Consider the following 20645-nt stretch of genomic DNA (forward strand, 5'->3'; position numbering starts at 1 on the left):
GTTGTTGTGTTGTTTGTTGGGGTTGTTTTTGTGTTTCGGCGCGGGGGGCGGGGGGGGGGTCTCCCGCCCGCCGGGCGGGCGCTCGCCCCCGCCCCGCCCCACCCGACCCCGTCCCAGTAACGTTTCGGCAAAACGGGAAGCCCTCGGCCCTCCTGGCTGTTTTCCCGTCGGGGCATCCGTGTGTCCCGACGGGACTGCAAGGAGGATCGCCAGGTGACCCAGTACGTGTCCCGGCTCTCGCGCCGCGCCGCCCAGCCGAGGCTGCGGCTGCCGGGTGGAGGGCGCAGGCCCCGGCGGGTGGCCATGCTGAGTGTGCACACCTCGCCGCTGCACCAGCCGGGTACCGGCGACGCGGGCGGCATGAACGTCTACATCGTGGAGCTGGCGAAGCGGCTGGCCGCCATCAACATCGAGGTGGAGATCTTCACCCGGGCCACCACCGGCACCCTCCCGCCCACCGTGGAACTGGCCCCCGGCGTGCTCGTCCGGCACGTCGACGCGGGCCCGTACGAGGGGCTCGCCAAGGAGGAGCTGCCCGCCCAGCTCTGCGCCTTCACCCACGGCGTGATGCAGGCGTGGGCGGGCCACCGGCCCGGCTACTACGACCTGGTCCACTCCCACTACTGGCTCTCCGGCCACGTCGGCTGGCTGGCCGCCGAGCGGTGGGGCGTCCCGCTGGTCCACGCCATGCACACCATGGCCAAGGTCAAGAACGCGGCGCTCGCCGAGGGCGACACCCCCGAACCGGCCGCCCGCGTCATCGGCGAGACGCAGATCGTGGACGCCGCCGACCGCCTCATCGCCAACACCTCAGGCGAGGCCGACGAGCTGATCCACCACTACGCGGCCGACCCGACCAAGGTCGCGGTGGTCCACCCGGGCGTCAATCTCGACCTGTTCCGCGTCGACCCCCGCCGCTCCGGCGCCTTCGACGGCCGTGCCGTCCCCGAGGCCCGGGCGGCCGCCCGGCAGCGGCTCGGGCTGCCGCAGGACGCGCTGATCCCGCTCTTCGCCGGGCGCATACAGCCGCTGAAGGCGCCGGACGTGCTGCTGCGCGCCGTCGCCGTCCTGCTGGACGAGCGGCCCGAACTGCGGTCGCGCATCGTCGTGCCGGTGGTCGGCGGTCCGTCCGGCAGCGGCATGGCCAAGCCGGAGCGGCTGCAGAAGCTGGCGGCGCGGCTGGGCGTCTCGGACGTGGTGCGGTTCCGGCCGCCGGTCGGGCAGGAGCAGCTGGCCGACTGGTTCCGGGCGGCGTCGCTGCTGGTGATGCCCTCGTACAGCGAGTCGTTCGGCCTGGTCGCCATCGAGGCGCAGGCCACCGGCACCCCGGTGCTCGCGGCCCGGGTCGGCGGGCTGCCCGTCGCCGTACGCGACGACGTGACGGGGTTCCTCGTCGACGGCCACGACCCGGCGGACTACGCCCACCGCCTCGCCCGCTTCGCCGACGACCCGGCGCTCGCCGACCGGATGGGCGCGGCGGCCGCCCGGCACGCCCAGTCGTTCGGCTGGGACACGGCGGCGTCGGGGACGGCGGACGCCTACACGGCGGCCGTGCAGGACCAGCGCCGTCGCGTACGCTCGCACCATGGCTGACACCCCGTCCCACCAGTCCCCCAAGACCCCGGACGCGGCCGCTCACCGGCGCGTCCTGGAGGGCGCGTTCGACAGCGCGGAGCTGGAGTGGGAGAGCCCGAGGAGCGGCCATTACGTGGTCAAGCTGCCCGGCAGCCGGAAGCTCTGGACCACGGTCTCGCTCATCCTCGGCGGCCACTCCCTCTCGGTGAACGCCTTCGTCGTCCGCCGCCCCGACGAGAACCACGAGGCCGTCTACCGCTGGCTCCTGGAGAAGAACCTCAAGCTGTACGGGGTGGGCTACGCCGTCGACTCCCTCGGCGACATCTATCTGGCGGGCAAGCTCCCGCTGGCCGCCGTCACCCCCGACGAGGTCGACCGGCTGCTCGGCGCCGTCCTCGAAGCCTCCGACGGCGCCTTCAACACCCTCCTGGAACTGGGCTTCGCCTCCGCCATCCGCAAGGAGTACGACTGGCGGGTGGCGCGCGGCGAGCCCACCCGGAACCTGGAGGCGTTCCAGCACCTCATCGAGCGCGGCCCGCGCTGAGCCGGAGGGCGCGGGACCCGGCGCCCCGCTCCTTTCGGTCAGGCGGGCCGGGTCCGGCGACGGGCCCCGTCCCGGGTGGGTTTCGGCGCCCGTGGCCCGGTGGATGGGTCCGCCGCGCCTCTTTCACCCGTCAGGCCCAACCGGCGGACCGGGCGTCCGCACCTCGCGCCGTCACCCGGCTGCCCGTGCGGCGCCCCGCGTCCGCGCAGGTCGCCGAGGTGCCCGGGCGGTCGCGGCCGGGGCCGATCGAGTGGCGGGTGACCGGGGGCGTACCGAGGGTGAGGGCAGGTCCGGCCGCCCGGCGGGACCGTTCCGTCGGCCCTGTAGGAAAGGACGACCGATGTTCCGTCCCACCAGCAAGCCCGCCCGGGCGGCGGCCAAGGCGGCCGCCGTCTCCCTCTCCGCCGTCACCGCCTGCGCCGCCACCCCGGCCGCCCTCGCCTCGGCCGTCCCCGCGCCCGCCGGCACGGTGGCCCGGCAGCCCGCGCCGGGCGAGGAGACCGAGTCGGGTGGGACCGCCGGGCCGCACGACGTGGTCTTCGTGCAGACCGGCGCCGAGGACGGCAACCGGATCGTCGCCTACACCCGTACCCCCGAGGGAACCCTCCGCGAGGAGGGCAGCTACGCCACCGGCGGCGAGGGCGGCCGCCTGGCCGGCGCCGGGTCCGACGGCCACCAGGCGTCGCAGGGCGCCCTGGCGTACGACCCGGAGGAGGGCATCCTCATCGCCGCCAACTCCGGCAACGGCACCGTCTCGGTCTTCGAGGTCGACGGCGTCCGCCTGACCCTCCGCCAGGTCACCCCCTCCGGCGGCGGCTTCCCCGCCGGCATCGCCGTGCACGACGGCATCGCGTACGTCCTCAACGCCGGGACGGGCGGGTCCGTGCAGGGGTTCACCATCGACGGCCCCCGCCTGGAGCCGATCGCGGGCAGCCGCCGCGAACTGGGCCTCTCCACCGACCGGGGCCCGCTCCAGTACGCCCGCACCCCCGGCCAGGTCGGCTTCACCGACGACGGCTCGCGGCTGATCGTCACCACCAAGACCAACGGCTCCCTCCAGGTCTTCGACGTGGACGACGACGGCCTGCTCTCCGCAGAGCCGGTCACCAACGACCGATCGCCGAGCGCCCCGTTCGCCTTCGTCACCGGCGAGGACGGCCGCCTGGTCGTCGCCGACGCCGCCAACACCGTCGACACCTTCACCCTGTGGAAGGACAACACCGTGCAGCCCGCCGACTCCGCCGACACCGGCGAGATGGGAACCGGCCGCATCGCCCGCAACGGCGCGACCGTCTACGTCTCCCACTCCGGCAGCGACGCCCTCAGCGCCTACCGGGTCGACGCCGACGGCGCCCTCACCGCGGCCGGCCGCACCGCCACCGGCGCGGGCCCCACCGACCTGGCCGTCTCGCCCGCGGGCGACTACCTCTACGTCCAGACCGCCGAGACGGGCGGCCTGGAGACCTACCGGATCGGCCCCGACGGCGGCCTGACCAGGACCGGCACCACCACCGTGCCGAACGCGGTCGGCGGCGAGGGCATCGTGGCGCCCTGACCGGGCCGACCGGGCGCAAACCCCGGCCCCTCAGACCGCCTTGCGCAGCGCGTCCTGCTCCCCGTCCCGCTCCCCGTCCGGCTTCGGCGCCCGCAGCTCGACCGCCGGTTCCGGGGTGAGCGGGACGGAGCCGGTGGCGGCGGGCGTGGGGCGGGTCTCCTCGGGCAGGCCGCGGACGAGCAGCCAGTATCCGGCGGCCGCGACCGTGCCGATGACGGCGCACGCGCCCCACAGCCAGGCCGCGCCCCAGCGGTCCAGGACGATGCCGGACATCAGCGGGGCCACCATCGCGGCGACCGCCCAGGACAGCGTGTACATGCCCTGGTAGCGGCCGCGTCCGTGGACCGGCGAGAGGCGGACGACCAGGCTGGTCTGGGTCGGCGCGTTGATGATCTCGGCGAGGGTCCAGACGCAGACGGTCAGCGCGAAGACCCCGACCGACCCGGCGAAGGCGGTCAGCCCGAAGCCGTACCCGGCGAGCAGCGTGGAGAGTGTCAGCAGCCGTCCGGCGTCCCGGTGTTCGATGAACCGGGTGACCGGGATCTGGAGGGCCACGATCAGCACGCCGTTGACCGCGATGACCAGCCCGTAGTCGGCCGGGCTGAACCCCGCGCGCCCCATCGCCACCGGCAGCCCCACCGACCCCTGCTGGAAGACGAGCGCGGCGAGGAACGACAACACGACCACGCCCATGAACCGGCCGTCGCGCAGCACCGTCCCCAGACTCACCGCGTCCTCGGCGCCCTGCTCCTCGGCCGTCCGCTCCGGCCGTGATTCCGGCAGCTTGACGAAGACGAGGATCGCGCAGGTCAGCGTCATCACCGCCTCACCGAGGAACCCGGCGAGGTAGCTGTACTGCGCGATGAACCCGGCCGCCATCGCCGAGACGGCGAAGCCGAGGTTGATCGCCCAGTAGTTGAGCGAGAACGCCCGTACCCGGTCCTCGGGCCGCACGATGTCGGCCATCATCGCCTGCACCGCGGGACGGCTCGCGTTCATCGACGCGCCGACCAGGAAGGCGACGGCCGCGATCGCCACCGGGTGCGTCATGAAGCCGAGCAGCGCCACCGAAAGGGCCGTCGACACCTGCGCGATCAGCATGGTGGGCCGCCGCCCGAGCCGGTCCGTGAGAACCCCCGCGACCAGCGAGGAGATCACCCCGCCGAGCCCGTGCAACGCCGCGACCAGCCCCGCGTACGAGGCGGAGTGGCCGCGCTCCAGCGTCAGGTACAGCGCCATGAAGGTGGCGACGAACCCGCCCAGCCGGTTGACGAGCGTGCTCGTCCACAGCCACCAGAACTCCCGGGGCAGCCCCGAGACGCTGCGCCGTACGGCCGCCCGCACCGCTTCCGGGGAGAGCGACGGCAGCGGTGGCAGGGACGGGACGGGCATGATCGCGGCTCCGCGTACGGTAAGTGGTGAACTGGGCTAGCGCATGTTACGTCCGCCCGGGCGTCGAAAGCCATCCGATTTCGCTGTACGGGCCGTCCGCGCCCACCGCCCCGGCCTTGGATTACGCTCGGGCACATGGCCGACGCACCGTACAAGCTGATCCTCCTCCGCCACGGCGAGAGCGAGTGGAACGCGAAGAACCTGTTCACCGGCTGGGTGGACGTCAACCTCACCGAGAAGGGCGAGAAGGAGGCTGTACGCGGCGGCGAGCTGCTGAAGGCCGCCGGACTCCTCCCCGACGTCGTACACACCTCGCTCCAGAAGCGCGCCATCCGCACGGCGCAGCTCTCCCTGGAGGCCGCCGACCGCCTCTGGATCCCCGTCCACCGCTCCTGGCGGCTGAACGAGCGCCACTACGGCGCCCTCCAGGGCAAGGACAAGGCCCAGACCCTCGAAGAGTTCGGCGAGGAGCAGTTCATGCTCTGGCGCCGCTCCTACGACACCCCGCCCCCGCCGCTGGCCCCCGACGCCGAGTGGTCCCAGTTCGACGACGCCCGCTACTCCGTCATCCCCCCGGAGGCCCGCCCCCGCACGGAGGCCCTCCTCCAGGTCGTCGAGCGCATGCTCCCGTACTGGTACGACGCGATCGTCCCGGACCTTTTGGAGAACCGCACGGTTCTCGTAGCCGCCCACGGCAACAGCCTCCGCGCCCTGGTCAAGCACCTCGACCAGGTCTCCGACGCCGACATCCCGGGCCTCAACATCCCGACCGGCATCCCGCTCTCCTACGAGCTGGACGGAGACTTCCGCCCGCTCAACCCCGGGGGGACCTACCTGGACCCGGAGGCAGCCGCGGCTGCCATCGAGGCTGTGAAGAACCAGGGCAAGAAGAAGTAGGCACGTACAGCGCGTACGGAAGGCCCCCTGTCCCCGGAATGCGGGGGCGGGGGGTTTCTCCGTCGCCGCTCGGAGCGGTCTCGCGCGCCGCTGATCACGTCGCAGGGAGCTGGTAGGCGAGGACGTAGGCGTCCGCCGCCATGACCGTGTCGCAGACCTCCACGGCACGCCCCGCAGTGTCGAAGGCGGTACGGACCAGGTGGATCACCGGAACTCCGGAGGCCAGTTGAAGCGTCTTGACCTCGGTTGGGGAGGGCATCCGGGCCCGGATCTCTTCCTCGAAACGGTCGAGGTGGTGGCCCAGTTCTTCAAGGCGGGCGTAGATGCCGCCCGGACCCGAGTCGGGTTCGGCGATCCGCGTCCCGCGGGCGATGTCGAGCGGAAGGTACGAGGTGGCGAATTCGACGGGCCGGCCGTCGAGCAGGTACCGGCGACGCCGGGTGAGCACACGCCGCACGGAGCCGAGGCGAGTGGAGACGTCCTGCCTGGCCTTCTCCTCCTTCACCTCCAGGCTGTCCACCTCCGGATGACTGCCGGCGGCGTCTGCCTCCACGATGAACGCGGACCTGCCCTGCTCGCGGTGACGCCGCGCGAACCGGTCCGAGGCGAGCCGGCGCACCGGAGGCCGGGGCCGGACGAAGACACCCTTGCCGTGCTCGGCGTGCGCCAGACCCTCACCCTGGAGGACCGAGAGGGAGCTCCGGACCGTCATGCGGGAAACGCCGTAGTGCTCGACCAGTTCCGCCTCGGAGGGCAGCTTCTCCCCTTCCTTGAACCGCCCACCGGCGTCTACAAGAACATGACGGGTCTGATCGTCTCCCTCGTCTTCCGCTGCCGGGCGGCCTCTGGCGCTCCCCTCACGGGGGCCGAGACCCGCGCCCTGCGCTGGGCCACCCGCGAAGAGGTCATCGAACTCACCGACGAGGCCTACGCGATCCGCGTCCTTGACGCACTCGACGCGGCGTCCCCGCCGGCCGTTCGCGCCCACGACGGCGTGAAACTCGTCTAGCCCGAACCCGCTGGGGCCCGCCTTCCTCGCCGAACTGGCCCCCGGTCGCGGTTTTCGTGGCCGCGGGCCAGTTGTCGTTCCCCGGACCGGGCACGCCGGTACAACCCCGCCCGCCCCCAGCCGGTCAAACTGACCAGAAACGCCCCGGGCGACCGTCTCGGGGCGTGACTCGACGTCAGGGGGTACACCATGCGTGTCCGTCCACTGCTCGCTCCCGCCTTCGCTGCCGCGGCGCTCGTCTCCGTCGCGCCGCAGGCCGGGGCCGCCGACGGGGAGCGGGCTCCGTTGCCCACCTGCCGGGACTCGGCGACCGGGATCGGGGCCAAGGCTGACGCGGCCGACCCGACCGTCGTACGGATCACCGTGACCAACCGGGCCGCCCGGGCCTGTCTCGTGGACCGGCTGCCCACCGTCACCTTCGGGGAGCTCGACGGGGCCGCGCTGCCCGTGCCGCTCGGGGAGAGCGGGCCGTACCGGCTGGCGCCGGGGCAGAAGGCGTACGCGACCGTGCGGACCGTGGGGGAGCCGACGGCCGATGTACGGCGGGTGGGGACGGTGACCGTGGCCGGGGATCCCTCGCACCACGGGAGGACGTTCACCGCGCGGGAGTTGGGGGCCGGGCGGGTCGTCGAGGTGTGGGAGCCGGTGACCTCGTGGTGGAAGCCGTCGGTGCGGGCGGCTGACCAGGCCGTCGGCGTGGGCTGAGGCGCCCGGGGCGGGGTGCGCGCGTCCGCCGGGGGTCTCGGCGGGCGCGCGTAAACCTGTGGTCGGCGGGGGCGGGGTGCGCATAGCGTCCGGGGCATGGAACTGCTCTCGGTGAATGTCGGCCGCCCCCGCCCCAACCCGTGGAAGGGCGTGACGACCACCGGGATCGACAAGCGGCCCGTCGAGGGGCCGGTGGCGGTGACCGCGCCGGGGCCCAAGGGGGACGGGCGGGTCGGACTGGCCGGGGACCGGGTGTACGACGTGAAGCACCACGGGGGCGCCGACCAGGCGATGTACGCCTACGCCCGCGAGGATCTGGACCGGTGGGAGGGCGTGCTGGGGCGCCCGCTGGCCGGGGGGATGTTCGGGGAGAACCTGACGACGCGCGGTGTGGACGTCAACGGCGCGCTGATCGGCGAGCGTTGGCGGATCGGGGCGGACGTGGTGCTGGAGGTGGCGGTGCCGCGGGTGCCCTGCGGGACGTTCCAGGGGTGGCTGGAGCGGGAGGGGTGGGTCAAGGAGTTCACCGTGGCCGCCGAGCCCGGGGCGTATCTGCGCGTGGTGGAGGAGGGGGAGATCCGCGCCGGGGACCCGGTGGAGGTGGTGCACCGGCCCGGCCACGAGGTGACGGTGGCCCTCGCCTTCCGCGCCCTGACCCGCGAACCGGAGCTCCTGGCACGGCTGCTGCCCGCCCAGGCGCTGCCCGAGGAGGCGCGCGAGATGGTGCGGCGCAGGACGAGGGGCGCGGGTGTCTGACCTGCCTTCGACCTCCCCGCCTACGCGGCCCGCGTCCGCGCAGGCGCCGAGGCCCGGGGCGGCCGCTTCCTGCTCGGGATCGACGGCCCCGGCGCCTCCGGCAAGAGCACCCTCGCCGGGCAGCTCGCCCGGCACCTCCCGCAGGCCCACCTCGTCCACGTGGACGACTTCTACCTGCCGAGCGCCGACCGCCCCGCGCACGCCGGCACACCGGTCGGCCCCGGCTTCGACCTCCGACGCCTCCGCGCGCAGGTCCTCGGCCCGGCCGCGCGCGGGGAGCGCGTGGTCTACGAGCGGTACGACTGGAGCCTCGACCGGCTGGGGGAGCGGGTCGCGGTCCCCGCCCGCACCCCGCTGATCGTCGAGGGCGTCTACAGCACCCACCTGGCCGCCCGCCCCCTCTACCACCACCGCCTCTTCTGTCTCGCCGCCCGCGAGACCCGCCTGCGGCGCGGCCTGGAGCGTGACGGCGCGGCGGCCGAGCCGCTGTGGACGGGGGAGTGGATGCCCGCCGAGGACGCCTACGCCGAGGCCGAGCGGCCCGGCCTCGCGGCGGACGCCGTGCTGAGCAGCGACCGCCAGGCGCCGGGTGATGACGGGCCGCGGTACTGGGACACCGGGTCCGGGTAAGCGGGTTGAGACCCGGCCGGCCCTCGTTGCCTACCCCGGGCGGTCGGCCAGCACCAGCCGCAGCACCGACTCCACCTTCCCCGCGTCCAGCGGCTCGTCCCGCAGCAGGGCCTGGAGGCAGAGGCCGTCCAGGGTGGCGGTGAGGGTGGCGACGGTGGCGGGGTCGGTGGTGAAGGGGGCGGCCAGTTCGGCGAGGAGGTCGCCCCAGCGGGCGGCGGCCGGGCGCAGGGCCGGGCGGCGGGCGGCCTGGAGGTACAGCTCGTACTCGGCGAGGGCGCGGGAGCGGTTCTGCTCCTGGTAGGCGGTGAGGTGGGCGGCGAGATCGCCGATGCCGTACCCCTCGGGGAGGCGGGCGGCGAGGTCGCGGGCGTAGGTGTCGGCGCAGTCGCTGAGGGCGGCGGTCAGGAGGTCGTCCACGGCCGGATAGTGGTACGTGGCCGCGGACTTGGTGACGCCCGCCTCGGCGGCGACGGCCCGGTGGGTGACCCCGGCGACGCCGCCGCCCTCGATCACCCGCACCGTCGCGTCGAGCAGCCGCCGCCGGGTCTCCTCGCCGCGCGCCCGGCGGCCGTCCGCCCCCGGGCCGGGGCCGGGGGCCAGGGGCTCAGTGGGCACCGCCGGCCTCCAGCGCGACCACACCGGCGGCGACCAGCACCAGGCCGCCGTACTGGACCGGGGTCAGGCTGTCCCCGAGGAACGCCGCGCCGATCAGCGCGACCAGCGCGACCCCGGCGGCGGCCCAGATGCCGTAGGCGACCCCGATGGCCATGCCGCGCTTGAGGACGAGGGCGAGCAGGGTGAAGGCGGTGACGTAGCCGACGACCACGACGATCGAGGGCGTGATCTTCGAGAACCCCTCGGAGAGCCGCAGGGAGATCGTCGCCGACACCTCGGCGAGGATCGCGCACGCCAGCAGGACCCACGTCATCGTGATGCTCCGTTCCGTTCGCGGGGTGGTGCGAGTACGTCGTCGAGTGCAGCGTCGAGTGCGCCGAGTACCTCCTGAAGGGAGGCCCCGCTCGCCCCGGTCGGCAACAACCTGGACGTTTGTCCAGTTATTCCAGCCTGCGCTTCCCGCCCCACGCTCGCGGGCCCGCGCCCCCGGTGGATGTCACCGGAAACGCGGGCCCGTCGGCGTCGGCGGGGTGGCCGGGGTCAGCCGCAGCCGCCCCCGCACTGGCACGAACCGCCGGACTGGCAGCCGCAGCCGCAGCTGGAACCGCAGCCGCAGGCGCCCAGCAGGGGCAGCCGGGGCAGGTCGCGGCGGAGGTCGGGGCGGACGCGCTGTTCCTGGGAGGTCTCGGGTGTGCGGGCCTGGGCCATGGCGTTCCCTTCACGGGTCACAAGCGGACGGCGCACGCGACCGGGCCGGCTCGGTGGCGGCGGCGCGGGCGGCGGTACGCGTCCGGATCTCGCGGACAGGCGGGCGGTGCGGCACGGCGGGTCCACACGGCCGGGCCGCACGGGAGGACCGTGCGGCCGGGGCCGTACCTACGGCGCCGCGTACGGCTCGGAGCCGTACCGCCCTCCCATTGGACGCCCCGACCGGCGGGCGCATCAACGGCGCACATGGGCGTGCGGGCCGAGGGGGCCGCACGCCGATGCGCCCGCTCGCACCCCCGCACGGAACGGCCGGGGCGGCAGGGGCGAGCGGGGGCGGAGGTGACGGGAGGGGGCGGGGTGCCCGTCGGCGCCCCGCCCCCTCCTCCTCGCGCGCTCGCGGCGGCTACACCCCTTCCACCGGCACCCCCGGCGACTGGATGTCGTCGGCGTGCTCGCCGGTCACCAGGTAGACGACGCGGTTGGCGACCGAGACGGCGTGGTCGGCGAACCGCTCGTAGTAGCGGCCGAGCAGCGTCACGTCGACCGCCGTCTCCACGCCGTGCTGCCAGCGGTCGTCCATCAGGTGCTGGAAGAGCGTGCGGTGCAGCAGGTCCATCTCGTCGTCGTCGGTCTCCAGCTGGAGCGCCAGGTCGACGTCCTTGGTGATGATCACCTCGGCGGCCTTCGCCATCAGCCGCTGCGCCAGCTGCCCCATCTCCAGCAGCGTCGCGTGCAGGTCCCGGGGGACCGGCGAGTCCGGGAAGCGCAGCCGCGCCTGCTTCGCCACGTGCTTCGCCAGGTCGCCGGAGCGCTCCAGGTCGGCGCTCATCCGCAGGCTGGTCACGACGATCCGCAGATCGGTCGCGACCGGCTGCTGGCGGGCCAGCAGGGCGATGGCCCGCGCCTCCAGGTCGTGCTGGAGGTCGTCGATCTTCTGGTCACCGGCGATCACGCTCTCCGCCAGATTCAGATCGGCGTCGAGTATCGCCGTCGTGGCGCGTCCGATGGCCGAACCGACCAACCGCGCCATCTCGACCAGGCTGTCGCCGATCGAGTCCAGTTCCTCGTGGTACGCGTCCCGCATGGGCTCCCTCTCTCCCGGTTCCGGGGGACTCTGGGGGTGTCTCCCCGGTCTTCGCGGTTCAGCCCGCGGTGTCTGGTGCTGTGCCTCGGCGTGCGGCCGGGTCTCCCTCGTACTGGACGTACTCGGGTGACTCGGCCGTGCGGCGAGGCGCCGTGCCAGGCGCCGCGGGCCCACGAAGGCCCGGGGAGGCGCCTCCTGGCCCCACGCTCCCACGATCGGCTGCCCGCGCGACGGCATCCGGCACCTCCGGTGAACCGGCCCCGTCGCCACGGTGAACTCTGGGCGACGAGTGGTGCGGGCCGCACTCCCGCCGCTGGGAGCGGGGGCTCGTGCCCGCATAACCTGGTCACATGGACGTGAACACGGCGGTGGCCGCGGTGGCCGCGCTCGCCGGACTGTGCACCGGCGTCATCGCGATGCTGGCGTTCCGCTGGAGCGAACGCGAGCTGCGGCGGCCCACCCGCGCCTCCCTGCACAGCACCCCGGTGCTGCCGCCGGGCGTCGACACAGTCCTCTCCGCACTCCGCTCCTCCGCCGTCGTCCTCGACGAGGGGGACGGCGTCGTCAAGGCCAGCTCCGCCGCGTACGCCCTCGGGCTGGTCCGGGGCGGCAAGCTGGCGGTCGAGCCGATGCTGAAGATGGCCCGCGACACCCGGCGGGACGGCGAGATACGCCAGGCCGAGCTGGACCTGCCCCGCCGGGGCGCCGGCCGCGGCGACGGCCTCGCCGTCTCCGCGCGGGTCGCCCCGCTCGGCTCCCGCCTGGTGCTGCTGCTGGTCGAGGACCTGACCGAGGCCCGCCGCATCGAGGCGGTACGCCGCGACTTCGTCGCCAACGTCAGCCACGAGCTGAAGACTCCGGTCGGCGCCCTCTCGCTGCTCTCCGAGGCGGTCCGGGACGCGGCCGACGACCCGGAGGCGGTCGAGCGGTTCGCCGGGCGGATGGAGATCGAGGCGACCCGCCTCACCAGCCTCGTCCAGGAGCTGATCGACCTCTCCCGGGTCCAGAACGACGACCCGATGGAGGACGCCGAGCCCGTCGACGTGGACGAGCTGATCGCCGAGGCGATGGACCGCAGCCGCCAGGCCGCCGCCCACAAGCAGATCACCATGTCCTGGGGCGGCGACATCGACCTCTTCGTCTGGGGCAGCCGGGGCGCGCTGGTCGGCGCCCTGGGCAACCTCGTCGAGAACGCCGTCAACTACAGCCCGCCGCGCACCCGGGTCGGGGTGGCGGCCCGCCGCGTCAGCGAGCCGGACGGCGACTACATCGACATCACCGTCACCGACCAGGGCATCGGCATATCGGAGAAGGACCGCGAGCGGGTCTTCGAACGCTTCTACCGCGTCGACCCCGCCCGCTCCCGCGCCACCGGCGGCACCGGCCTCGGCCTCGCCATCGTCAAGCACGTCGCCGCCTCGCACGGCGGTGAGGTCACCGTCTGGAGCTCCGAGGGCCAGGGCTCGACCTTCACCCTCCGCCTCCCCGAGGCCGGCGCCACCCGCGACCGCCGTACGAGGCCGAAGACCCGGCCCCGGCCCGAGACCGCCCCGGACGCCCCCGGCGGCCCCGCCACGACCACCAGCCACGCCCCCGGCACCGCCGCCGAGGGCTCCGGCGCCACCCGGCGCCCCCGCACCGACGACGTACCCGGCGGCGCGGACGCCGCGGACGGTCACGGGGAGCCGCCCGCTTCGGCGGCCTCCCGCTCGGCCGCTCCCGCCGCGTCCACCGCGCCGTCGTCCGCCCCACCATCCGTCATTCCTGCCCCGGAGGTCCTTCCGTGACCCGAGTGCTCGTCGTCGAGGATGAGGAATCCTTCAGCGACGCCCTGTCCTACATGCTTCGCAAGGAGGGCTTCGAGGTCGCCATCGCGGCCACCGGGCCCGAGGGACTCGACGAGTTCGAGCGCAACGGCGCCGACCTGGTCCTGCTCGACCTGATGCTGCCCGGGCTCCCCGGCACCGAGGTCTGCCGCCAGCTCCGCGGCCGCTCCAACGTGCCGGTGATCATGGTCACCGCCAAGGACAGCGAGATCGACAAGGTCGTCGGCCTGGAGATAGGGGCCGACGACTACGTCACCAAGCCCTTCTCCTCGCGCGAGCTGGTCGCCCGCATCCGCGCCGTGCTGCGCCGCCGCGGCGAACCGGAAGAGGCCGTGCCGCAGGCGCTGGAGGCCGGTCCGGTGCGGATGGACGTCGACCGGCACGTGGTCACCGTCTCCGGCGGCAAGGTCGACCTGCCGCTGAAGGAGTTCGACCTGCTGGAGATGTTGCTGCGCAACGCGGGCCGGGTGCTGACCCGGATGCAGCTCATCGACCGGGTCTGGGGCGCCGACTACGTGGGCGACACCAAGACCCTCGACGTCCACGTCAAGCGCCTGCGCGCCAAGATCGAGCCGGACCCGGGCGCCCCGCGCTACCTGGTCACCGTGCGCGGCCTGGGCTACAAGTTCGAGCCCTGACAGGGCCCGGCCCCCGGCGGGCCGGTCATACGCGGAGGGCGGGACCCGGCCGACTGGGTCCCGCCCTCCGCGTGCTCCCCGCCACCCGGGCGGGGGCGTGGTCTCAGTGGCCGGCGTGCGACGCGCCGTCCGCCTCGCCCTGCGCGCCCTCGGCGCCCGCGGCGGGGGACTCCGTCTCGTCGGCCGGGGTCTCGGTGCCCTCACCCGGGGTCTCGGAGCCGTTCGGGGACGGGCTGCCCGAGGCGGGGGCGCTCGGCGTGTCGCTCGGGCCCCACTTCTCGAAGTAGCCGGTGGCCGGGACGACCAGGGTGTTCAGCTTCACGTCGCCGGTGCGGCTGAAGGTGAAGGTGACGGCCTGGGCGTTGCCGTCGAGGACGGCGGTACGGCTGCTGGGCAGGACGGCCGAGGCGTTGTCCTCGCCGCCGACGACGAGGCGGCCGCCGGCCGGGATCGTCAGCGGGCCGTTGCCCTGGGCGGCGGTCAGCTCGGCCTTCTTGTTCACACCGTCGACCACGACCGAGTCGAGGGTCTGGTCCTTGGTGCCGCTGTTGAAGATCGTGGCGGCGACGATCGCGGGGCCGGTCGACTCGCGGTCGGGCTGGGTCACGATGGTGGCGTTCTGGACGTGGATGTCACCGACCGAGGCCGCCGCGTTGTCCGGCCGGATCTGGTTGGTCTCCGCGTTGTTCCCTGCGGCGCACGAGGCGAGCGAGGCGATCGAGAACGCGATGGCGGCGGCGGCGAGGGCGCCGCGTCGAAGGCTGCTGCTCACGGTGCGGGCAACTCCTTGAACGAGGACGGAACGAGGGCGGTACGGGACAAGCGGGCGGTTGGGGACCGTCCCGGTCAAGCGTGATCAGGTTACCGAGCCGTCGCCACCGGGATTCACCCGACCCGCCCCCTCCCGGACCACGGACACCCCCGGGCAGCCGTACGCGGCCACGGCGGGCGGGCCGCAGGGGCACGCGGCGTACGCGCCGGGCCTCGGCAATCCCGGAAATGGCGCGGGCGGCTCCGGCGTGGGGGATTCCCTGGTTTTTCGGTAAGGAATGCATGGGTGTCCGGGGAAAAGGATCAGAGCGGTCCGGCCTCTCGCCCGCGCTCTGCGGCGTGATCGCCCCGTGATCACGCCGTGATCCCGTGAATCGTTTCCGCGGGAGCCGGCGGCGGGGCCGTCCGGGGGTGGCGGGGAAGGTGATCTCGGGTGTGCCGGGAGGCCGGTGTGATCAATTCCGGCAATGCCCGGAAGTGTGACGGGGTCCCTCGAACGCCGGAGCCGCACAGGGGGTCGCCGTACCGGACAAAACGGGACATCTGCCCCTGTCTTTCCGGCTTCAACCACCTGTAACGTACGCGTTTCTCTTTCCCCGGAGAGCTGCCCCGACCTGCGAATACCTCGTTCCGCGGGCACTTCGCAGCACGTTCGCGTTGTTGTTGTCAAGCCCCGAGATATGGCCTGACCTGCGGAAACGCCATTCAAGGGTCCCGATTCTCGTGTTACCCTTGATAGCCACGGAAGGGGTACCTGTCACATGACGTTCAAGGTTGGCGACACCGTGGTCTATCCCCATCACGGGGCCGCGCTGATCGAGGCAATCGAAACTCGTCAGATCAAGGGTGTGGACAAGAACTACCTGGTTCTCAAGGTCGCGCAAGGCGACCTGACGGTGCGTGTGCCCGCGGACAACGCGGAGCTGGTCGGCGTGCGCGACGTAGTGGGCCAGGACGGTCTGGACCGGGTCTTCGAGGTGCTGCGAGCGCCGTATGCCGAGGAGCCGACCAACTGGTCCCGACGCTACAAGGCGAATCTGGAAAAGCTGGCGTCGGGCGATGTGATCCGCGTCGCCGAGGTCGTGCGCGACCTGTGGCGCCGGGAGCGCGAGCGCGGTCTGTCCGCCGGTGAGAAGCGCATGCTGGCGAAGGCACGCCAGATCCTGGTCAGCGAGCTGGCGCTGGCCGAGAACACCAACGAGGACAAGGCCGAGGCCCTCCTCGACGAGGTGCTCGCCTCCTGACATCCCGCTCCTCGCGGAGCGGCGTCGCGTGAGCGCTTCCCCCGCCGGGGTCGCGCACACGGGAAGCGGTCACGTCCATCTGCCGTATCGCCCGTTGATCACCTTCACCGGGCGATTCGGCATGCCCGCGGCGTCATCCGCGGAAGAGCGCGAAAAAGAGGGGCACGCCTGCCGGTGTGCCCCTCTGGCGTACCGGGATACTGAGCGACGCGTGCCGTGTGCCGTAAGCGGTGTGGGGCGGTGGTGCGAGGCGTGCTCGCCGCCCGGTGGTGTCGCGTCTGTGGTCGGAATGGCCCCCGGCGTGTCGCTTCCTGGACGTGCCGGGCCCCCGGCGAAAGGCTCGACCGGAAGTCACGGAAGGGTCCGGTCCAGACGTCGCGCCCGGCACGTTGGTGGCCATACCCAGGACGCCCGAGCGTACAAACCTGAACGGAACCGATGACTGACGAAACCCAGGCGCCCCGCACGGCGGTGGTGATCCCGGCGGCCGGCCGCGGCGTGCGGCTCGGCCCCGGAACCCCGAAAGCCCTGCGTGCGCTGCACGGAACCCCCATGCTCGTCCACGCCGTCCGGGCCATGGCCGCCTCGCGCGCCGTGTCCCTGGTCGTGGTGGTCGCCCCGCCGGACGGCCTCGCCGAGGTCCAGGCCATGGTCGACGACCACCTGCATCCGACCGAGGGGCCGTCCTTCGCCCCCGCGCGGGCGGGCGAGGAGACCGACATCCGGGTCGTGGCCGGCGGCGAGACCCGGCAGGAGTCGGTGCGTCGCGGGCTCGACGCGCTGCCCGACGACGTGACGGCCGTGCTGGTGCACGACGCCGCGCGGCCGCTGGTGCCGGTGGAGATCGTGGACGGCGTCGTGGAGGCGGTACGAGCCGGGGCCCCGGCCGTCGTCCCCGGGCTGCCGCTGAGCGACACCGTCAAGGAGGTCGGGCCGCTCGCCGAGGGCGCCTCCGGCCCCGGCGAGCCGGTGGTCGCGACACCCGAGCGGGCGCGGCTGCGCGCCGTGCAGACGCCGCAGGGCTTCGACCGGGAGAGCCTCGACCGGGCACACCGGCAGGGACCCGTCGAGGGCGAGGGCGCCACCGACGACGCCGGGCTCTGCGAGCGGCTCGGGCTGCCCGTGGTGGTCGTACCCGGCCACGAGGAGGCGTTCAAGGTGACGCGGCCGCTCGATCTGGTGCTGGCCGAGGCGGTTCTGGCACGGAGGAGGGCCAACGATGGGTACTGAGACGCGGTCTCAGGGTGGGGCAGGGTTCGCGATGCCGCTGGTCGGGATCGGGACCGATGTGCACGCCTTCGAGCGGGGACGTCAGCTGTGGTGCGCCGGGCTGCTCTGGGAAGGTGAGGAGTTCGGCCTCGCCGGGCACTCCGACGGGGATGTGGCGGCGCACGCGGCGTGCGACGCGCTCTTCTCGGCCGCCGGGCTCGGAGACCTCGGGGCCCACTTCGGGACCTCGCGGCCGGAGTGGTCGGGGGCGGCCGGGGTGACCCTGCTCGGGGAGGCGGCGCGGATCGTGCGGGCCGAGGGGTTCGGGATCGGGAACGTGGCGGTGCAGGTCGTCGGGGTGCGGCCCAAGGTGGGGAAGCGGCGGGATGCGGCCATGGCCGCCTTGTCCCAGGCTGTGGGGGCGCCTGTTTCCGTGTCGGGGACCACGACGGACGGGCTCGGGCTCACCGGGCGCGGGGAGGGGCTGGCGGCGATTGCCACCGCCCTGGTGTACCGGGTCGGCTGACGGCTTGGGGGTTGCCCGGCCGGGCTTGGGGCGAGGGGGTGGCCTCAAGCGCCGGCCGGGCTCTTTGGCCTCAAGCGCCGGCCGGGCTGGATCCGGGTGGGCTGAGGTGTCCGTTCGCGTGCGGCCCACCGATGGCCTCAAGCGCCGGCCGGGCTGATTCTGGTCGTTCGGGTGGGGCTTGGAGCTGCGCGCCGTTACCGATGGCCTTAAGCGCCGGCCGGGCTGATTCTGGTCGTTCGGGTGGGGCCCGGAGCTGCGCGCCGTCACTGACGGCCTCAAGCGCCGGCCGGGCTGGGTTCGGGTCAGCGGGTGTCGCCCCTCCAGTCCCAGCGGGACGGGGCTGTGGGGCGGGGCTGGTAGACGGAGCGGCCGTCGGGGCCGTGGGTGCTCAGGGCGGTGGGGAGGGCGGCGCCCTGGGGGCGGTCCTCGGGTGGGACGGCCGTGATGTCGAGGAGGAGGCCGTCCAAGGGGCCGCCGACGAGTTCGGCGTAGTGGTGGCCGGGGAGGGGGGAGGCTTCGGGGGCGGCCGGGTCGTGGCCGTAGACGCGGCCGCGCAGGAGCCGCTCGTCGTCGCTGTCCATGGGAGGCAGGGTGGCAGGCGGCACCGACAGGGCGGAATGATTTCTTCCGGAAGAGTGGGGCGCCGCTCCTGCGCATCGGTTGCACGTACGCTGGCGGGGCAGGTTCGTGTGGCTGACGAGGGGCTGGTGGCAGGCGGGATGGCTGTGATGGCCGGAGTGGAAGCGGCGGTCAGGGGCTCGGCCGGGGAAGTGGCCGGGCCGGGTGCGTACGTGGTGCGGACCGCGCTGGAGGCCGATGTGCCGGGGGCGCGGGCCGTGATGCTCGACACGGTCTACCGGGATCTGCGCTCCGGGTACGTGCCCCGCTGGCACGCCGACATCATCGACCCGGTCGGCGCCTACCTGGCGCCCGAGCGGTGCACCCTGCTCGTCGCCGAGCGGGACGGGGAGATCGTGGCGACCGGCGCCGTCCGCGACCGGGGCCCGGCCGCGCCGCCCAATCCGCAGTGGGTCGCCGACCGCTTCCCCTCGGGCAGCACCGCCCAGCTCTGCCGGATCTACGTACGACCCGAGCACCGGCGCCACGGGCTGGCCCGGCGCCTGGTGCGGGAGCTGTGCGACTTCGCGGTGCGGGCCGGCGGGTACGAGCGGGTCTACCTGCACACCGACCCGTCGGTGCCCGGCGCCGAGGCGTTCTGGCGGGCCACCGCCGAGGAGGTCTGCGACGAGCGGGCGCTCCCCGGCGGCGGGCAGGGGATCGTGCACTTCGAGGTGGAGGTGGCGGGGCTGGCCCGACCGGATTCCGCCCTCGTGTGACCCGTGCCTCCATACCCCCCTGTCATATGACAATCGTTTTCATATAAGGTCTCGCTCATGTCGTCCCAGTCGTCCACGCCGTCGGCCCGCCGGAACCTCCTTCGGACGGGCGCCCGCCGCCCCCTGCTCGCGCTCGGCGCCGCCGCGCTGCTCGTCCCCGTGGCCGCCTGCGGCGGTTCCACCGGCGGGGGCGCGTCCGGCGGCGGCGACCAGCGGCTGCGGGCCGTCATGGCCTTCCCGCCCGCGCAGGCCATGTCGCCCTACGGCGACGACGCGGTGACCCTCAGCCGGCTCTCCGTCATCGAGGGGCTGACCCGGATCGACGAGGACGGCGCCGCCAAACCCGCGCTCGCCACCGAGTGGCGGCGGGACGGGGACAAGGGCTGGGAGTTCACCCTGCGCGACGCCCGTTTCCAGGACGGCGGCGCCGTCGACGCCGAGGCGGTCGTCCGCTCGCTGACCGCCGCCCAGGAGGCCTCGCCCAAGCCGCGCGTCCTCAGCGACGTGAAGCTCACCGCGAAGGCCGACGGGAAGCGGACCGTCCGCGTCACCACCGACGAGGCCGACCCGCTGCTGCCCCAGCGCCTCGCCAACCCCTCGCTCGCGATCCTCTCCGAGGCGGCGTACGGGAAGGGCGACAAGGGCGCCAAGGTGAACCCGGCGGGGCACGCCACCGGGGCTTACACGCTGGCCAAGGTCAACGGCGCCGTCTCCGCGACGCTGGAGCGGAACGACACGTACTGGGGCGGGAAGGCGAAGGCGCCGGGCGTCGACGTGAAGTTCGTCGCCGACGGGACCGCGCGGGCCAACGCCCTGCGGACCGGCACCGCCGACATCGCCGAGTACGTCCCCGTCGCGCAGGCCTCGCTGCTGGACGAGAAGCAGATCCACGAGGTGCCCACCGCGCGCACCAACACGCTGTACCTCAACACCGGGCGCGGCGCCTTCGCCGACCCGGCGATCCGTGCCGCCGCCCGCTCGGCCATCGACTCCAAGGCGCTGGTCGACGGGGTGTACGAGGGCCGGGCCGACACCGCGCAGGGGCTGCTCGGGCCCGGTGTGCCGTGGGCCGCCGAGGCGCGCGAGGCGCCCGAGGGCCGGGCGAAGGCCGCCGGGAAGGGCGAGGTGGCGAAGACGAAGGAGATCGTCCTCGCCACGTACACCAACCGGCCCGAGCTGCCCGAGGTCGCCTCCGCCGTCCAGCAGCAGCTGGAGGCGCGCGGGTTCACCGTCCGGCAGTACGTCCGCGACTACGCGCAGATGGAGGCGGACGCGCTGGCGGGCAAGTACGACGCCTTCATCCAGGCCCGCAACACCCTGCTCGACACCGCCGACCCGGTCTCCTACCTCGGCTCCGACTTCACCTGCGACGGCAGCTTCAACATCTCCCAGCTCTGCGACCAGGGCGTCGACCGGGCCGTGGCCAAGGCGGCCGGGACCGACGAGCTGGAAGCGCGGCACACCGCCGAGATGGACGCCGAGGCGAAGATCCTCGGCGCCGACGCCGCCGTGCCGCTGGTCCACGAGCGGTTCGTGCAGGGCTTCGACTCCGGGAAGGTCGACGGGGTCGCCCTCGACCCGATGGAGCGCCGCCTGATCACCGCCGACACCCGGCTGCGCTGAC

General features: G+C 73.7%; 23 protein-coding genes. 15 read left to right on the forward strand and 8 right to left on the reverse strand.

Features of this window, described 5'->3' with window-relative positions:
- The first annotated feature begins 213 nt into the window (after positions 1-213).
- From mshA to ACFWMZ_RS21880, 3 genes are all read left to right on the forward strand, one after another.
- Positions 214-1593, forward strand: a complete 1380-nt coding sequence (gene mshA, locus ACFWMZ_RS21870) for a D-inositol-3-phosphate glycosyltransferase (RefSeq protein WP_383173322.1) — start codon at positions 214-216, stop codon at positions 1591-1593.
- The gene (locus ACFWMZ_RS21875; protein ID WP_383203556.1) at positions 1586-2119 is read left to right on the forward strand and encodes a YbjN domain-containing protein; all 534 of its coding nucleotides are present in this window, start codon (positions 1586-1588) and stop codon (positions 2117-2119) included. Before mshA ends, ACFWMZ_RS21875 begins: the two co-directional genes overlap by 8 nt.
- A gap of 340 nt (positions 2120-2459) precedes the next feature.
- On the forward strand, positions 2460-3674 hold the full coding sequence (locus ACFWMZ_RS21880; RefSeq protein ID WP_383173318.1) for a lactonase family protein: 1215 nt from the start codon (positions 2460-2462) through the stop codon (positions 3672-3674).
- Between the two features lie 30 nt (positions 3675-3704).
- Here ACFWMZ_RS21880 and ACFWMZ_RS21885 read toward each other — a convergent pair whose 3' ends face one another.
- Positions 3705-5066: an MDR family MFS transporter gene (locus tag ACFWMZ_RS21885; protein ID WP_383173314.1), complete on the reverse strand. Its 1362-nt coding sequence runs from the start codon at positions 5064-5066 to the stop codon at positions 3705-3707.
- Positions 5067-5201: 135 nt separating this feature from the next.
- On the opposite strand from ACFWMZ_RS21885, the gene ACFWMZ_RS21890 reads away from it, so the two are divergent.
- A complete protein-coding gene (locus tag ACFWMZ_RS21890; RefSeq protein WP_383173310.1) occupies positions 5202-5963 on the forward strand; it encodes a phosphoglyceromutase in 762 nt (253 codons plus the stop codon).
- Between the two features lie 94 nt (positions 5964-6057).
- Here ACFWMZ_RS21890 and ACFWMZ_RS21895 read toward each other — a convergent pair whose 3' ends face one another.
- A complete protein-coding gene (locus ACFWMZ_RS21895; RefSeq protein ID WP_383203619.1) occupies positions 6058-6720 on the reverse strand; it encodes a GntR family transcriptional regulator in 663 nt (220 codons plus the stop codon).
- Here ACFWMZ_RS21895 and ACFWMZ_RS21900 point away from each other — a divergent pair.
- The 4 genes from ACFWMZ_RS21900 to ACFWMZ_RS21915 all read left to right on the forward strand — a co-directional run bounded on the left by ACFWMZ_RS21900 (position 6625) and on the right by ACFWMZ_RS21915 (position 9063).
- Complete coding sequence (locus tag ACFWMZ_RS21900) at positions 6625-6972, forward strand: hypothetical protein (RefSeq protein WP_383203622.1); 348 nt, start codon at positions 6625-6627, stop codon at positions 6970-6972. The two genes, ACFWMZ_RS21895 and ACFWMZ_RS21900, sit on opposite strands and share 96 nt — an antisense overlap.
- Before the next feature lie 189 nt (positions 6973-7161).
- Complete coding sequence (locus ACFWMZ_RS21905) at positions 7162-7677, forward strand: DUF4232 domain-containing protein (RefSeq protein WP_383203559.1); 516 nt, start codon at positions 7162-7164, stop codon at positions 7675-7677.
- Positions 7678-7773: 96 nt separating this feature from the next.
- The gene (locus ACFWMZ_RS21910) at positions 7774-8433 is read left to right on the forward strand and encodes an MOSC domain-containing protein (RefSeq protein ID WP_383203562.1); all 660 of its coding nucleotides are present in this window, start codon (positions 7774-7776) and stop codon (positions 8431-8433) included.
- A gap of 159 nt (positions 8434-8592) precedes the next feature.
- Positions 8593-9063 carry a hypothetical protein gene (locus ACFWMZ_RS21915; RefSeq protein ID WP_383203565.1) on the forward strand — a complete coding sequence of 157 codons (471 nt, stop codon included), beginning with the start codon at positions 8593-8595 and terminating at the stop codon, positions 9061-9063.
- A 30-nt stretch (positions 9064-9093) separates the two neighbouring features.
- Here the strand turns inward: ACFWMZ_RS21915 and ACFWMZ_RS21920 are convergent, their stop codons facing one another.
- The 4 genes from ACFWMZ_RS21920 to phoU form a co-directional block, all read right to left on the reverse strand.
- A complete protein-coding gene (locus ACFWMZ_RS21920) occupies positions 9094-9678 on the reverse strand; it encodes a TetR/AcrR family transcriptional regulator (RefSeq protein ID WP_383173294.1) in 585 nt (194 codons plus the stop codon).
- The gene (locus ACFWMZ_RS21925; protein ID WP_383173292.1) at positions 9668-9991 is read right to left on the reverse strand and encodes a DMT family transporter; all 324 of its coding nucleotides are present in this window, start codon (positions 9989-9991) and stop codon (positions 9668-9670) included. The genes ACFWMZ_RS21920 and ACFWMZ_RS21925 overlap by 11 nt, the downstream gene beginning before the upstream one ends.
- Before the next feature lie 227 nt (positions 9992-10218).
- Positions 10219-10386, reverse strand: coding sequence for a hypothetical protein (locus ACFWMZ_RS21930; protein WP_383173290.1), 168 nt, complete (start codon positions 10384-10386; stop codon positions 10219-10221).
- A gap of 403 nt (positions 10387-10789) precedes the next feature.
- On the reverse strand, positions 10790-11470 hold the full coding sequence (gene phoU / locus ACFWMZ_RS21935; RefSeq protein WP_383173288.1) for a phosphate signaling complex protein PhoU: 681 nt from the start codon (positions 11468-11470) through the stop codon (positions 10790-10792).
- A gap of 350 nt (positions 11471-11820) precedes the next feature.
- On the opposite strand from phoU, the gene ACFWMZ_RS21940 reads away from it, so the two are divergent.
- Positions 11821-13257: a sensor histidine kinase gene (locus ACFWMZ_RS21940; protein ID WP_383203568.1), complete on the forward strand. Its 1437-nt coding sequence runs from the start codon at positions 11821-11823 to the stop codon at positions 13255-13257.
- Positions 13254-13934: a response regulator transcription factor gene (locus ACFWMZ_RS21945; RefSeq protein WP_008410337.1), complete on the forward strand. Its 681-nt coding sequence runs from the start codon at positions 13254-13256 to the stop codon at positions 13932-13934. The genes ACFWMZ_RS21940 and ACFWMZ_RS21945 overlap by 4 nt, the downstream gene beginning before the upstream one ends.
- Positions 13935-14037: 103 nt before the next feature.
- Here the strand turns inward: ACFWMZ_RS21945 and ACFWMZ_RS21950 are convergent, their stop codons facing one another.
- Entirely contained in the window at positions 14038-14706 is a 669-nt protein-coding gene (locus ACFWMZ_RS21950) for a DUF461 domain-containing protein (RefSeq protein WP_383173282.1), read from the reverse strand.
- 760 nt (positions 14707-15466) lie between these two features.
- On the opposite strand from ACFWMZ_RS21950, the gene ACFWMZ_RS21955 reads away from it, so the two are divergent.
- The 3 genes from ACFWMZ_RS21955 to ispF all read left to right on the forward strand — a co-directional run bounded on the left by ACFWMZ_RS21955 (position 15467) and on the right by ispF (position 17684).
- A complete protein-coding gene (locus ACFWMZ_RS21955) occupies positions 15467-15949 on the forward strand; it encodes a CarD family transcriptional regulator (RefSeq protein ID WP_003949795.1) in 483 nt (160 codons plus the stop codon).
- A 438-nt stretch (positions 15950-16387) separates the two neighbouring features.
- On the forward strand, positions 16388-17179 hold the full coding sequence (gene ispD / locus ACFWMZ_RS21960) for a 2-C-methyl-D-erythritol 4-phosphate cytidylyltransferase (RefSeq protein WP_383173280.1): 792 nt from the start codon (positions 16388-16390) through the stop codon (positions 17177-17179).
- Positions 17169-17684, forward strand: coding sequence for a 2-C-methyl-D-erythritol 2,4-cyclodiphosphate synthase (ispF, locus tag ACFWMZ_RS21965; RefSeq protein WP_383203571.1), 516 nt, complete (start codon positions 17169-17171; stop codon positions 17682-17684). The genes ispD and ispF overlap by 11 nt, the downstream gene beginning before the upstream one ends.
- A gap of 302 nt (positions 17685-17986) precedes the next feature.
- On the opposite strand, the gene ACFWMZ_RS21970 is transcribed toward ispF, so the two are convergent.
- Positions 17987-18265, reverse strand: coding sequence for a hypothetical protein (locus tag ACFWMZ_RS21970; RefSeq protein WP_383173277.1), 279 nt, complete (start codon positions 18263-18265; stop codon positions 17987-17989).
- Between the two features lie 138 nt (positions 18266-18403).
- Here ACFWMZ_RS21970 and ACFWMZ_RS21975 point away from each other — a divergent pair, with 138 nt between their 5' ends.
- Both ACFWMZ_RS21975 and ACFWMZ_RS21980 read left to right on the forward strand, forming a co-directional pair.
- Entirely contained in the window at positions 18404-19021 is a 618-nt protein-coding gene (locus tag ACFWMZ_RS21975; protein ID WP_383173371.1) for a GNAT family N-acetyltransferase, read from the forward strand.
- A 57-nt stretch (positions 19022-19078) separates the two neighbouring features.
- The gene (locus ACFWMZ_RS21980) at positions 19079-20644 is read left to right on the forward strand and encodes an ABC transporter substrate-binding protein (protein WP_383203574.1); all 1566 of its coding nucleotides are present in this window, start codon (positions 19079-19081) and stop codon (positions 20642-20644) included.
- Position 20645: the final 1 nt, after the last annotated feature.

Source organism: Streptomyces sp. NPDC058373 (genome assembly GCF_042723275.1).
Classification (GTDB): Bacteria; Actinomycetota; Actinomycetes; order Streptomycetales; family Streptomycetaceae; genus Streptomyces.

What these genes read in the sequence shown, in the direction of transcription:
- ACFWMZ_RS21905 (WP_383203559.1), top strand. Translation starts at nt 7,162, where the DNA reads ATGCGTGTCCGTCCACTGCTCGCTCCCGCCTTCGCTGCCGCGGCGCTC.
- ACFWMZ_RS21975 (WP_383173371.1), top strand. Translation starts at nt 18,404, where the DNA reads ATGGCTGTGATGGCCGGAGTGGAAGCGGCGGTCAGGGGCTCGGCCGGG.
- ACFWMZ_RS21980 (WP_383203574.1), top strand. Translation starts at nt 19,079, where the DNA reads ATGTCGTCCCAGTCGTCCACGCCGTCGGCCCGCCGGAACCTCCTTCGG.
- ACFWMZ_RS21875 (WP_383203556.1), top strand. Translation starts at nt 1,586, where the DNA reads ATGGCTGACACCCCGTCCCACCAGTCCCCCAAGACCCCGGACGCGGCC.
- phoU (WP_383173288.1), bottom strand. Translation starts at nt 11,470, where the DNA reads ATGCGGGACGCGTACCACGAGGAACTGGACTCGATCGGCGACAGCCTG.
- ACFWMZ_RS21970 (WP_383173277.1), bottom strand. Translation starts at nt 18,265, where the DNA reads ATGGACAGCGACGACGAGCGGCTCCTGCGCGGCCGCGTCTACGGCCAC.
- ACFWMZ_RS21890 (WP_383173310.1), top strand. Translation starts at nt 5,202, where the DNA reads ATGGCCGACGCACCGTACAAGCTGATCCTCCTCCGCCACGGCGAGAGC.
- ispD (WP_383173280.1), top strand. Translation starts at nt 16,388, where the DNA reads ATGACTGACGAAACCCAGGCGCCCCGCACGGCGGTGGTGATCCCGGCG.
- ACFWMZ_RS21930 (WP_383173290.1), bottom strand. Translation starts at nt 10,386, where the DNA reads ATGGCCCAGGCCCGCACACCCGAGACCTCCCAGGAACAGCGCGTCCGC.
- ACFWMZ_RS21880 (WP_383173318.1), top strand. Translation starts at nt 2,460, where the DNA reads ATGTTCCGTCCCACCAGCAAGCCCGCCCGGGCGGCGGCCAAGGCGGCC.
- ACFWMZ_RS21910 (WP_383203562.1), top strand. Translation starts at nt 7,774, where the DNA reads ATGGAACTGCTCTCGGTGAATGTCGGCCGCCCCCGCCCCAACCCGTGG.
- ispF (WP_383203571.1), top strand. Translation starts at nt 17,169, where the DNA reads ATGGGTACTGAGACGCGGTCTCAGGGTGGGGCAGGGTTCGCGATGCCG.
- ACFWMZ_RS21925 (WP_383173292.1), bottom strand. Translation starts at nt 9,991, where the DNA reads ATGACGTGGGTCCTGCTGGCGTGCGCGATCCTCGCCGAGGTGTCGGCG.
- ACFWMZ_RS21955 (WP_003949795.1), top strand. Translation starts at nt 15,467, where the DNA reads ATGACGTTCAAGGTTGGCGACACCGTGGTCTATCCCCATCACGGGGCC.
- ACFWMZ_RS21885 (WP_383173314.1), bottom strand. Translation starts at nt 5,066, where the DNA reads ATGCCCGTCCCGTCCCTGCCACCGCTGCCGTCGCTCTCCCCGGAAGCG.
- ACFWMZ_RS21940 (WP_383203568.1), top strand. Translation starts at nt 11,821, where the DNA reads ATGGACGTGAACACGGCGGTGGCCGCGGTGGCCGCGCTCGCCGGACTG.